At 70.8% G+C, this 11,425-nt stretch carries 11 protein-coding genes; 5 read left to right on the top strand and 6 right to left on the bottom strand.

Features of this window, described 5'->3' with window-relative positions; translation table 11 throughout:
* Positions 1-215 precede the first annotated feature (215 nt).
* Both OG788_RS35330 and OG788_RS35325 read right to left on the bottom strand, forming a co-directional pair.
* Entirely contained in the window at positions 216-2,039 is a 1,824-nt protein-coding gene (locus OG788_RS35330; RefSeq protein ID WP_406376931.1) for a rhamnogalacturonan lyase, read from the bottom strand.
* Between the two features lie 136 nt (positions 2,040-2,175).
* The gene (locus tag OG788_RS35325; RefSeq protein ID WP_406375110.1) at positions 2,176-3,120 is read right to left on the bottom strand and encodes a helix-turn-helix transcriptional regulator; all 945 of its coding nucleotides are present in this window, start codon (positions 3,118-3,120) and stop codon (positions 2,176-2,178) included.
* 132 nt (positions 3,121-3,252) lie between these two features.
* Between OG788_RS35325 and OG788_RS35320 the strand changes: the two genes are divergently transcribed.
* Both OG788_RS35320 and OG788_RS35315 read left to right on the top strand, forming a co-directional pair.
* Positions 3,253-3,759, top strand: a complete 507-nt coding sequence (locus OG788_RS35320; RefSeq protein WP_406376930.1) for a hypothetical protein — start codon at positions 3,253-3,255, stop codon at positions 3,757-3,759.
* Entirely contained in the window at positions 3,756-4,247 is a 492-nt protein-coding gene (locus OG788_RS35315; protein WP_406375109.1) for a hypothetical protein, read from the top strand. Before OG788_RS35320 ends, OG788_RS35315 begins: the two co-directional genes overlap by 4 nt.
* A gap of 134 nt (positions 4,248-4,381) precedes the next feature.
* Here the strand turns inward: OG788_RS35315 and OG788_RS35310 are convergent, their stop codons facing one another.
* Both OG788_RS35310 and OG788_RS35305 read right to left on the bottom strand, forming a co-directional pair.
* A complete protein-coding gene (locus OG788_RS35310; protein ID WP_351544215.1) occupies positions 4,382-4,687 on the bottom strand; it encodes a 4a-hydroxytetrahydrobiopterin dehydratase in 306 nt (101 codons plus the stop codon).
* Positions 4,688-4,788: 101 nt separating this feature from the next.
* Positions 4,789-5,856, bottom strand: a complete 1,068-nt coding sequence (locus tag OG788_RS35305) for an ADP-ribosylglycohydrolase family protein (RefSeq protein WP_406375108.1) — start codon at positions 5,854-5,856, stop codon at positions 4,789-4,791.
* Between the two features lie 27 nt (positions 5,857-5,883).
* Between OG788_RS35305 and OG788_RS35300 the strand changes: the two genes are divergently transcribed.
* The 3 genes from OG788_RS35300 (at position 5,884) to OG788_RS35290 (ending at position 8,640) form a co-directional block, all read left to right on the top strand.
* Entirely contained in the window at positions 5,884-6,720 is an 837-nt protein-coding gene (locus tag OG788_RS35300; protein ID WP_406375107.1) for a helix-turn-helix domain-containing protein, read from the top strand.
* 168 nt (positions 6,721-6,888) lie between these two features.
* Positions 6,889-7,752, top strand: coding sequence for a helix-turn-helix domain-containing protein (locus tag OG788_RS35295; RefSeq protein ID WP_406375106.1), 864 nt, complete (start codon positions 6,889-6,891; stop codon positions 7,750-7,752).
* A 78-nt stretch (positions 7,753-7,830) separates the two neighbouring features.
* Positions 7,831-8,640, top strand: coding sequence for an SAM-dependent methyltransferase (locus tag OG788_RS35290; RefSeq protein ID WP_406375105.1), 810 nt, complete (start codon positions 7,831-7,833; stop codon positions 8,638-8,640).
* Positions 8,641-8,814: 174 nt separating this feature from the next.
* Here the strand turns inward: OG788_RS35290 and dnaK are convergent, their stop codons facing one another.
* Together dnaK and OG788_RS35280 are read right to left on the bottom strand one after the other, a co-directional pair.
* On the bottom strand, positions 8,815-10,689 hold the full coding sequence (dnaK, locus tag OG788_RS35285; protein WP_406375104.1) for a molecular chaperone DnaK: 1,875 nt from the start codon (positions 10,687-10,689) through the stop codon (positions 8,815-8,817).
* 164 nt (positions 10,690-10,853) lie between these two features.
* Positions 10,854-11,279: an OsmC family protein gene (locus tag OG788_RS35280; RefSeq protein WP_261705012.1), complete on the bottom strand. Its 426-nt coding sequence runs from the start codon at positions 11,277-11,279 to the stop codon at positions 10,854-10,856.
* Between the last annotated feature and the right edge of the window lie 146 nt (positions 11,280-11,425).

The raw sequence follows: 11,425 nt of genomic DNA, 5'->3' as shown, positions 1-11,425 counted from the left end.
CGGCATCCAGCTCGGGACTGGAGGTATCTTGCCGTGTCCCCACCCCCCACCTCCTCGCATCCTCAGGCCAAGAGGCAGGACATCCCGACGGAGGAGTCACCTCACCCGGATCTCCCCAAGTCCTCCCCAGCGCGTGCGAGGCACGAGTTCAGCGGCCGTCAGGACAGGTCGGGCGGCCGCCTCTCGATCTCGCCTCAGGCGATCGTGCTGGCAGCTCACGGCGTGTACACCGTCGGCCGAGGCGCCGTCGCCATGCCGTTGCCGATGAAGAAGCTCGGGTGCGGCGGCTGGTTGTAGGCCGTGTTCTGCCAGGACAGGGCCGTGCGGTACTGGGGGTCGTGGAGGAGGGTGGTGATCTTTGTGGTGGTCTCGTACGGGGTCGAGTAGATCCTCAGGGCCGTGTTGTTGGTCGTCGGCCAGACGACCTCCTCGCGCCAGTCGCCGAAGAGGTCTCCGGACAATGCCGGGGTCGCCTTGGTGCCATTGTCCGAGTGGACGCCCGTGCCGGTCAGCAGGCGGGTGTCGGACGACGTGCCGTACTTGTCGATGTGGGTGTCGTCGAGGAGTTCACGCACGGTGTCCCCGTCCCACCAGGACAGGAAGTTGACGCTGCCCGGCTTTCGGCTCGCCACCACGGTGCCCTTCGGGTCGCGGACGCCGTCGGCCTTGGAGGACCAGGACTCGGCCCCCGCGCTGCCGGCCCATACGTCCCCGGACACGCCCCGCCCGTTGTCACCGTTGGCGGCCGCCGACCACAGGACGGCACCGGTCTTCGCGTCCGCCATCCACGAGGACGGCTTGGTGGAGTCCTCGTCGACCTTGAACTCCTCCAGACCCGCCCGGGACGGGTCGAGATCGCCGACATGCATGGCGTCACCGTGGCCGTTCTTGGTGGTCCACAGTCCGGAGCCGTTGTCGTCCACGGCCATGGAGCCGTACACGATCTCGTCCTTGCCGTCGCCGTCGACGTCGGCCACGGACAGCTGATGGTTGCCCTGACCGTCGTACCCCTTGCCGCTGTTGGTCGAGGAGTTGGTGTCGAACGTCCAGCGCCGGGTGAACGCGCCGCCCCGCCAGTCCCAGGCCGCGAGGACGGTACGGGTGTAGTAGCCGCGCGCCATGATCAGGGACGGCCGGGCGCCGTCCAGATAGGCGGTTCCGGCGAGGAAGCGGTCGACACGGTTGCCGTAGGAGTCGCCCCAGGAGGAGACCGTGCCGCGCGCCGGGACGTAGTCGACGGTGCCCATCGCGGCTCCCGTCCGGCCGTTGAACATGGTCAGGTACTCGGGCCCGGACAGCACGTATCCGCTGGAGTTGCGGTAGTCGGCGGAGGAACTGCCGATGACCGTGCCCTGGCCGTCCGTCGTCCCGTCCGCCGTCTTCATGGCGACCTCGGCCTGTCCGTCGCCGTCGTAGTCGTACACCTGGAACTGGGTGTAATGGGCGCCCGAGCGGATGTTCCGGCCCAGGTCGACGCGCCACAGGCGGGTGCCGTCGAGTTTGACGCCGTCGACGATCGTGTTCCCGGTGTAGCCGGACTGGGAGTTGTCCTTGGCGTTGGTCGGCTGCCACTTGAGGACGAAGTCGAGCGCGCCGTCGCCGTCGAGATCGCCCACGGAGGCGTCATTGGCCTCGTAGGTGTACGCGACGCCGTCGGGGGTGGTGCCGCCGGCGGGCGGGGTGATGGGAACGTCCTTGTAGCCCGTACGGAACTGGATGGCGTGCACCGAGTCGCCCTGCTCCACACCGTTCACGATCGCGCGGACCGTGTAGTCGGCCTGCGCGGGCCCACCCGAGTGGAAATAGTTCGTCGAACCGCTGATCGGGGCGGAGTTGACCAACGTACCGGCACGGTAGACGTTGAACGAGATGTCGTTCGGGTCGGTGCCCAGCCAGCGCCAGCCGACCAGGTTGCCGCTGTCGGTGTGGACGCTGACGACGCCCCGGTCGAGGGCTTCGACCTGCCTCGCCGTGGCGGCCTGGGCCGATCCGGCGCCGAGGGCGGTGAGTCCGGCGGCGATGAGGGCGGCGGCCGCCATGGCCGAGCCGATCACGCGTCCGCGGTGCTGCCGTTGCGGGTGCTGCACGATGGATACCTCCTGAGAGGACGGACTGCTTCTGTCCCCTCAGTCGCCGCCGCCCGCACGGGAGTTGCCGCCATTCAGCAAGCGCTCTCTATGCGTATCTGCGAGCCAGCTCGGCGGCCGTGGCGGCGATACGGGCACGCAGTTCGGGCGGCTCCAGGACCTCGATCGCCGTCCCCATGCGCAGGAAGTCGTCGTGGGCCCGGTCCACGGATTCGACGGGAACGGTGGCCCGCGTCCAACCGTCCCCTTCCGTCACGCCGTTGACCGTCACCGCCTCACCCGCGGGACCGCTCAGCCGCGTTCCGGGCGCGACCCGCACGACCGCCTCCGCACGGCGGAGCCGCTCGTGGAAGTCCCGCTGGTAGGCGGTCCAGTACGCCGCCAGGTCGAAGCCTTCGGGGCGGGGGAACTCCTCTCCGGAGAGGGCGAGTTCGAGGATCTGGTCCACCCTGTACGTGCGCGGTCCCGGACCGGCGACGACATACCAGCGGCCCGCCTTCAGGACGAGGCCGTACGGCTCCAGGCGGCGCTCCACCTCGGTGGGTTCGCGCCAGCGGCGGTAGCGGACACGCAGGACGCGGCCGTTCCAGACGGCATCGGCGACGGCGGGGAGATACGGGGTCGCGTCGGCGTCCGCGTACCAGCCCGGCGCGTCCAGGTGGAAGCGTCCGCTGACCCGGTCGGCGTGCTCGCGCAGTTCGCGCGGCAGGGCGGCGCGCACCTTCAGCTGGGCCGCGGCGAGCACCGCGCCGAGACCCAGTTCGGCGGCGGGTCCGGGAACTCCGGCGAGGAAGAGGGCCTCGGCCTCCTCGGTGGTGAGGCCGGTGAGGCGGGTGCGGTAGCCGGCGAGCAGCCGGTAGCCGCCCGCGTGACCCGCGTCGCCGTACAGCGGGACGCCCGCCGCGCTCAGCGCCTCGACGTCCCGGTACACCGTCCGCACCGACACCTCCAGCTCCTCGGCGAGCTGGGCGGCGGTCAGTCTGCCGCGGGTCTGCAGCAGCAGGAGGATCGAGACGAGACGGCTGGACTTCACTGACACAGGATGTCAGTGAAGCGGGCCTAGCGTCCTGCCATGGCTTCAACGACCTCCACCACCTCCACGGCGTCGACCGGCTCCGGGACAGCCGGGGCCCCCGCGGCACCGGCGGCCTCCACGCCCCCGTCCATGGCTGCTGCGCCCTCCGCGGCCTCCGCGGCTTTCAAGGAGAAGTTTCTGACCGTTCCGCCGCCCATCGAGGTGGCGGGGCGCCGGATCAAGCGCTATCACGTCACCGCGGACCCGGCCGGGATCGAGCCCGAGGTCGAGCGGGCGGCCTACGCGATGCTGCCGCGGCTGCTCCCCGAGCCGGACGGCACCCCGCCCGCCACCTTCGTCGTCCTGCACCGGGGCGGTGACGACGGCGCCTACCTCAACGCGTACAGCTGGGTGTGGGACAACGTCCTGCACTTCCGGGGCGCCGCCGCGGGCCAGCCGGTGCTGGGCTGCCCCGACCGAAACCCGGCGCACTTCATCACCCCGGACCTCCCGTGGATCGGCTGCGTCTGGGAGCTGCCGCCGATCCTGCACGAGCGGGACGCCTGGGTACGACATCTGCTCGCCTCCGAAGTGCCGGACCTGGAGGCCTACCTCACCGACTCGCTGCCCGAAGGAACCACGGGAGACCGCACATGAGCGACGCCCAGGACGACGACGCCCTCCGCCGCGGCTTCGACTTCCTCCACGGTGACTGGGACGTCGTCAACCGTCGCCGTACCGACTTCCTCGACCCGGAGAGCGACTGGGAGGAGTTCCCTGCCGTGAGCCGCTGCTGGAACCTGTTCGGCGGGGCGGCGAACATCGACGAGATCGACGTGCCGGCCCAGGGATGGACAGGGCTGACACTGCGCCTCTTCGACGTGGAAACGGAACAGTGGTCGCTGAACTGGTCGTCCAGCCGCAGCGGGAAGCTGTTCCCGCCGGTCTTCGGCCGGTTCGGGCCGGACGGGCGCGGCGAGTTCCACGGCGACGACACCCATGCCGGCAAGGAGGTGCGGGTGCGGTTCGTGTGGTCGGGGATCTCCGAGACCACGGCGCGCTGGGAGCAGGCGTTCTCCCTGGACGGGGAGAACACCTGGCTGACCAACTGGACCATGGAGTTCACACGGAGGCGGGCCGTCTGACGGCCGTCAGGCCCCGCGCCGGGCCGGTGTCCAGGCCTCGTGGGGCGCCGCCCGCAGGGTGAACTCGGGTTCCCTGCCGCGGGACGCCCGGGTCCGGCGAGGTCGCCGAACAGGCCTCCCTGGAAGGGGGAGTTTCAGTGCGCCCCGTGCCCCGGTGCGAGTTCCTCCACCCTGCGGGCGAGATCGAAGTCGAGGGCGGTGACGGCGCCGCCGACGCTGTGCGTGTTCACGGTGAGGGAGATCGTGTTGTAGCCGAGGGTGAGGTCGGAGTGGTGGTCGAGCTCCTCCTGCACCTGGGCGATGTGCACGACCATCGCGGTCGCCGCGAAGTGCGAGCCGAGCCGGTAGGTACGGGCGAGCCGGTCACCTTCGAGCGACCACCCGGGCAGCTCCGCCAACCGCTCCTCGATCTCCTTCTGCGCCAGCGGTTCGACGGCCATGGACGTGATCCCTTCGTACGGCGGGTGAGCCCTTTGCCCAGCGTGCCACAGCCGTCCCCGGTCGGCAGGGCACGCGCGGCGCGGCTCACCGGGCCCAGCGATCATCGCCGTACGCACTCCGACGCGAAGTCGTCCGCCAGGATCGTGATTGTGGAACGCCCCTCGATCCGTTCCAGCCACTCCTGCGGGAGTCCGTGGTCGCCGTGCCGGGCGCCGAGGAGGTTGCCGCAGATCGCGCCGGTGGAGTCGCTGTCGCCGGAGTGGTTCACGGAGAGGAGCAGGGCGTCGGTCACCCGGGGAGCGGCGAGGGCGCAGTAGACCGCGATGGCCAGGGCCTCCTCTGCGATCCAGCCGGCGCCGAGGGACTCGACCTTCTCGGCGGCCGGCTCTCCTTCGGAGGCGAGGTCGAGGGCACGGTTCAGTGCGGCCGTGGTCTCCTCGTGCCCCGGATGGCGGGCGAGCAGCCGCAGCGTGCGCAGGACGGCGCCCTCCAGGGAGTCCCCGGAGACGAGGTGGGTGACGATCGCGGCGAGGGCGCCGGAGGCGTAGTACCCCGTGGGGTGGCCGTGGGTCGTCTGGGCGCAGCGGGCGGCGATGCCGAACACGGTCTCTGCCGGGGTGCGGGTGAGCCCGAAGGGCGCCGAGCGCATGACCGCGCCGCACCCCTTGGAGTCCGGGTTGACGGGTCCGGGCGGCCCGAGCTCGCTCGCCGGGTCGGGAAAGTGCTCCCGCTGGAGCCCGGAGAGGCAGGCGTTGCCGGGCGCCCGGCGGGCGTACAGCCAGCTCTGCGCGGCGAGTCCGCCGTGGACGTCCGGGCCGGGTCCGGGCTCGGTCTGGGTGTCCAGCCACCGTCCGTACGCCCATCGCACGAGCCGTGACCAGCCGCCCCCGATACCCTTGAGCCGTTCGCGGGCGTGCGCCTGCTGGACGCCCTCCACCGTGAACAGGGTCATCTGGGTGTCGTCGCTGATCCGGCCCACCACCCCGTCGGCGTCGGGGACCGGTCCCATCACCCCGCGCGGTCCGTGCGCGGCGCGGATCCGTTCCAGGGAGTCGAACTCGACGGGGTAGCCGAGGGCGTCCCCGAGCGCGCCGCCCAGCAGACAGCCGCGTACACGTGCCCGGTAGAGGGCCTCGGCCTCCCAGGACAGGTTCCACAGGTCGTTCACGTGCCACTCCTCGACTACGGTCCTCTTATGAGCATTGTCCCGTCCGGTCCCGCCGCCGCCTCAAGTGCCCCTGCCGGGAAAGGGTTCGGGCCGCTGCTGCGCGGCTGGCGGGAGCAGCGGCGGGTGAGTCAGCTGGAGCTGGCCCTGCGGGCGGGCTCCTCGGCCCGTCACATCAGCTTCGTCGAGACGGGCCGCTCCCGCCCCAGCGAGGAGATGGTGCTGCGGCTGGCCGAGCATCTCGACGTGCCGGTGCGGGAGCGCAACGCCCTGCTCCTCGCGGCCGGTTACGCCCCGCACTATCCGGAGACCCCGCTGGACGACCCCTCGATGGAGGCGCTGCGCGAGGGCATGGAGCGGCTGATCCAGGGTTACGAGCCCTGTCCGGCGCTGGTGGTCGACGCGACGTACGACGTCCTCGCCGCGAACCGTGGTGTCGCCATGCTGCTGGACGGTGTCCCGGACCGGCTCCTCGCGCCACCGTTGAACGCGATGCGGTTGACCCTCCATCCGGAGGGCCTTGCGCCGCGCATCCGCAATCTGCGCGCCTGGCGGGACCATCTGCTCGCCCAGATGGACCGGCAGATCGCGCTGCGCCGTTCGGAGCCGCTGCGCGCGCTGTACGAGGAGGTGGCGGCGTATCCGGTACCGGACCGGGACGCGGCCGAGGACGACGAGTCCGCCGGCCCCGTCCCCTACTTCGCGCTCCCGATGCGGATCGAGCACGACGGCCGTGTGCTGTCGTTCGTCTCGTCCATCTCGACGTTCAACACGCCGATGGACGTGACGGTCGCCGAGCTGGCCATCGAGACGTTCCTTCCGGCGGACCCGGCGACTGCCAAATACCTTCATGCACTGCACTCGTGAGGTCTCACCCCATGGCGTCCCGGTGACCCGGCAGCGGACACCTGGACGTCATTCCGGCGTTCCGAACCCCAAATCGCCCTGCACGTAAATGTGTTGAGGCCAACCCCTGAGGGTTCTCCACGAACATGGCACACTGCACGCATACTTCGGCCCGTGGGGAGGCGTGGCGTGAGTGAGCGGCGACCCGCGCCCACGGTCGGGCAGGTGGTTCTCGGGCGGCGGCTGCAGGAGCTGCGCGAGGCCGCGGGCCTGAAGCGGGAAGAGGCGGCCCGTGTCCTGCGCGTCGCCCCGGCGACCGTCCGGCGGATGGAGATGGCCGAGGTCGCCCTCAAGATCCCTTACGTGCAGGTGCTGTTGACGACCTACGGCGTGGCCGACGACGAGGCCGCCGTCTTCGTGTCGCTCGCCGAGGAGGCGAACCAGCCGGGCTGGTGGCAGCGGTACCACGACGTGCTGCCGGACTGGTTCAGCATGCACGTCAGCCTCGAGGGCGCCGCCGAGCTGATCCGCTCGTACGAGCCGCACTTCGTGCCCGGGCTGCTGCAGACCGAGGAGTACGCGCGGTGCGTGCTGGAGGCCGGGACGGTCGGGCAGACGGGCCCCGGGGCCATCGAGCGGCATGTCGCGCTGCGTATGAAGCGGCAGGGGCTGCTCACGCGCGCGAACCCTCCCCACCTTTGGGTGATCATGGACGAGACGGCGTTGCTGCGTCCGGTGAGCATCCGGGGTGAGGTCATGCGCGACCAGATGGACCGGCTCCTCGAATGGGTCGAGCTCGACCACGTCACGCTCCAGGTCGCACAGTTCGCGAACGGCCCGCACCCGGGGACGTACACGTCCTTCGCGCTGTTCCGCTTCGCCGAGCCGGAGCTGCCGGACATCGTCTACAGCGAGTACGTGACCGGAGCCCTCTACCTCGACGCGCGCGAGGAGGTGGCCCTGCACCTGGAGGTGCTCGACCACATGTCGGCCCACGCCGCCTCCGCCCAGCGCACCAAGGAGATCCTCCGGGAGTTCCGCGAGCGCTATTGAGCACGCCGCCGGGACCGGACGTCCCCGCGAAGACGATCGCCGCACCGGACACCCCGATCACGACCGAGGAGCAGACGCATGACCGGACCCGACGCCGCGCCCACCAGGATCGACACCAGCCGCCCCCATCCGGCCCGTGTCTACGACTGGTGGCTGGGCGGCAAGGACAACTACCCGGTGGACGAGGAGCTGGCCCGCAGGATCCTCGCCGCGGACCCGACCGCCGTGCGCGGGGCGCGCGCCAACCGCCGCTTCATGCACCGCGCGACGCGGGCCGCGGCGCAGGCCGGGGTCCGTCAGTTCCTGGACATCGGTACGGGCATCCCCACCCAGCCCAACCTGCACCAGGTGGCCCAGCAGGTCGCACCGGACGCCAGGATCGTGTACGCGGACAACGATCCGATCGTGCTGCGGCACGCGGAGGCACTGCTGCACGGCTCCGTCGAGGGCAGCACCGACTACGTGCACGCCGATGTCCGCGACCCCGGGACCATCCTGCGGCTGGCCGGAGAGTGCCTGGACCTCAGGCAGCCCGTCGCCCTGTCGCTGGTCGCGCTCACCCACTATCTGGACACCGACGGCGACGACGTCTACGGCCTGCTGGAGCGGTACGTCGACGCGCTCGTCCCCGGCAGCCACCTCGTGCTGTCGCAGGTCACCGCCGACATCAGCCCCGAGGGTGTCGAGAAGGCCGCCGAGCTGTTCCGGCGCAGCGGCACCCCGTTCTTCCCGCGCGGGCGGGAGGAGTTCTCCCGGTTCTTCGACGGTCTGGAGCTTCTCGACCCCGGGGTCGTCCCGGTCGTCGACTGGCGGCCCGAGGCGGAGGACCTCGCCGCCGCGAAGGAGGGCGTCGCGCCCTTGTACGCAGGTGTCGCCCGCAAGAGCTGACCGTTCCCGAGCGGCCCGAGTGGACCCCGGTGTCGCGCGGGGCCGACCGCCCCGTTCCGGGCCGGTCGGCCCCGCGGGCGGCCCGTTCGTCCGGGGGACGTGCACGCCGACCCGTGGCTCGGTGTGACCGGACCGGCGACCGGGCGGTGTCGGCGGCGGGGGTGACCCCTGCTCCTAGGGAGTGTCCTTCGTGTTCCGGTCGCGGTCCTCGTCCACGATCTCCGCGTCCACCACGCCCTCGTCCTGGTCCGGGGTGTGCTCGGTGGGCTGCTGGTCCTCCGGGGAGGTGTGCTGCTGGGCCCGGGCGTACATGGCCTGGCCCATCTGCTGGCTGACGGTGGCCAGCTTCTCGATGGCGCCGCGCAGGGCGGCGGTGTCGGTGGAGGAGTCCGCCAGGAGCTGCTTCAGTTCGTCGGCCGCCGCAGCGACCTCCGTCTTCGTGTCGGCGGGGACGCGCTCGTCGTTCTCCCTGACGAACTTCTCCGTCTGGTAGACGAGTTGCTCGCCATGGTTGCGGGTCTCCGCGGCCTCGCGGCGGCGCCGGTCCTCCTCGGCGTACTGCTCGGCCTCACGCATCATGCGGTCGATGTCGTTCTTGGGCAGCGCCGAGCCGCCGGTCACGGTCATCTTCTGCTCGCGCCCCGTGGCCAGATCCTTCGCCGAGACGTGCATGATCCCGTTGGCGTCGATGTCGAAGGCGACCTCGATCTGCGGGACCCCGCGCGGCGCGGGCGGCAGCCCCGTGAGGTCGAAGACGCCGAGCTTCTTGTTGTACGCGGCGATCTCGCGCTCGCCCTGGTAGACCTGGATGCCGACCGAGGGCTGGTTGTCGGCGGCCGTCGTGAAGATCTCCGAACGCCGCGTGGGGATCGTGGTGTTGCGGTCGATGAGCGTGGTCATGATGCCGCCCTTGGTCTCGATGCCGAGGGACAGCGGGGTGACGTCGAGGAGCAGTACGTCCTTCACGTCCCCCCGGATCACACCGGCCTGGAGTCCGGCACCGACGGCCACGACCTCGTCCGGGTTGACGCCCTTGTGCGGTTCCTTGCCGGTGAGTTCCTTCACCAGGTCGGTGACCGCGGGCATCCGGGTGGACCCGCCGACCAGGATGACGTGGTCGACGGCGGACAGCTTCACACCGGCGTCCTTGACGGCCTGGTGGAAGGGGGACTTGCAGCGGTCGAGCAAGTCTGCGGTCAGTTCCTGGAACTGAGCGCGGGTCAGTTTCTCGTCGAGGTGCAGCGGGCCTTCGGCGGTGGCGGTGATGTAGGGCAGGTTGACGTTGGTCTCGGTGGCAGAGGACAGCTCGACCTTGGCCTTCTCGGCACCCTCGCGCAGTCGTTGCAGCGCCATCTTGTCGTGGCCGAGGTCGATGCCGTGCGAGGCCTTGAAGCGCTGCGCGAGGTGCTCGACGATCCGCTGGTCCCAGTCGTCGCCGCCGAGCCGGGTGTCACCGTTGGTCGCCTTGACCTCGATGACGCCGTCGCCGATCTCCAGGAGCGAGACGTCGAAGGTGCCGCCGCCCAGGTCGAAGACGAGGACGGTCTGCTCCTCGCCGCGGTCGAGCCCGTACGCCAGGGCGGCGGCCGTCGGTTCGTTGATGATCCGCAGGACTTTCAGGCCCGCGATCTCGCCCGCCTCCTTGGTGGCCTGGCGCTGCGCGTCGTCGAAGTAGGCGGGCACGGTGATCACGGCGTCCGTGACGTCCTCGCCGAGATAGGCCTCGGCGTCCCGCTTCAGTTTCTGCAGTACCCGGGCGGACAGCTCCTGCGCGCGGTAGCGGGTGCCGTCGATGCTGCCCGTCTCCGGAAAACGCCAGGTCACATCGCCCATGTAGCGCTTCACGGACCGTGCGGTGCGCTCCACGTTCGTCACGGCCTGCCGCTTGGCGACCTCGCCGACCAGCACCTCGCCGTTCTTGGCGAAGGCCACCACCGAGGGCGTGGTGCGCGCCCCTTCGGCATTGGCGACCACCGTCGCCTCACCGCCCTCGAGGACGGCCACCACCGAGTTCGTCGTACCGAGATCGATTCCGACCGCACGTGCCATGTCCGTCCCCTTCCGCCAGGGCTCTGCCCGCCTCCAGCACAAGACGCGCGTTCCCGCTTGTCAATGGCGCGGGTGGCGGGGCGGGGGCGGACGCGCGGCCGGGTGGGGGCGGACGCGCCGATGCCGCGCCCCCTCAGGGAGGGCGCGGCATCGGCGTACGAACGTCAGGCGAGTTTCGCCGACAGGGTGATCGTCGTGCCGGTCAGGGCCTGGCTGACCGGGCAGTTCTTCTTGGCGTCCTCGGCCGCCGCGACGAAGCCGTCGTTGTCGAGGCCCGGCACCGTGCCCTCGACCGTGAGGTGGATGCCGGTGATGCCCTCGCCGGGCTGGAAGGTGACATCGGCGTTGGTGAGGAGCTTGGTGGGCGGGGTGCCGGCACCCGCGAGGGCGTGCGACAGCGCCATGGAGAAGCAGCTGGAGTGGGCGGCCGCGATCAGCTCCTCGGGGCTGGTCTTGCCGTTCGCGTCCTGGGCCCGCGACGCCCACGTCACCGGCTGCTGGCCGATGCCGGACGAGTCGAAGGTGACGACGCCGTTGCCCTCGAGCAGGTTGCCTTCCCACACAGTGTGTGCGGTGCGCGTGGTTGCCACGATGATTCCTTTCGGGTGTGGTCCCGTTGCCGGGGTCCGTGTCTCCCATCCGATCACACCTGGGCCCGGTGCACCCAACCCTCGCGCGGCGACCTGCCGGGCCGTGTCCGGGATTTCCCCGACGAGGCCCGGGAAAGGGCTTGCTG

It is taken from the genome of Streptomyces sp. NBC_00647 (genome assembly GCF_045207245.1).
Lineage (GTDB): Bacteria > Actinomycetota > Actinomycetes > Streptomycetales > Streptomycetaceae > Streptomyces.
Note: the sequence above shows the minus strand (reverse complement) of the source record. Positions and strands in the feature narration are given on the sequence as shown.

Excerpts from the sequence above, each read along its gene's own strand:
- dnaK (WP_406375104.1), bottom strand. The coding sequence starts at position 10,689 with ATGGCACGTGCGGTCGGAATCGATCTCGGTACGACGAACTCGGTGGTG.
- OG788_RS35300 (WP_406375107.1), top strand. The coding sequence starts at position 5,884 with ATGAGCATTGTCCCGTCCGGTCCCGCCGCCGCCTCAAGTGCCCCTGCC.
- OG788_RS35315 (WP_406375109.1), top strand. The coding sequence starts at position 3,756 with ATGAGCGACGCCCAGGACGACGACGCCCTCCGCCGCGGCTTCGACTTC.
- OG788_RS35310 (WP_351544215.1), bottom strand. The coding sequence starts at position 4,687 with ATGGCCGTCGAACCGCTGGCGCAGAAGGAGATCGAGGAGCGGTTGGCG.
- OG788_RS35290 (WP_406375105.1), top strand. The coding sequence starts at position 7,831 with ATGACCGGACCCGACGCCGCGCCCACCAGGATCGACACCAGCCGCCCC.
- OG788_RS35330 (WP_406376931.1), bottom strand. The coding sequence starts at position 2,039 with ATGGCGGCCGCCGCCCTCATCGCCGCCGGACTCACCGCCCTCGGCGCC.
- OG788_RS35320 (WP_406376930.1), top strand. The coding sequence starts at position 3,253 with ATGGCTGCTGCGCCCTCCGCGGCCTCCGCGGCTTTCAAGGAGAAGTTT.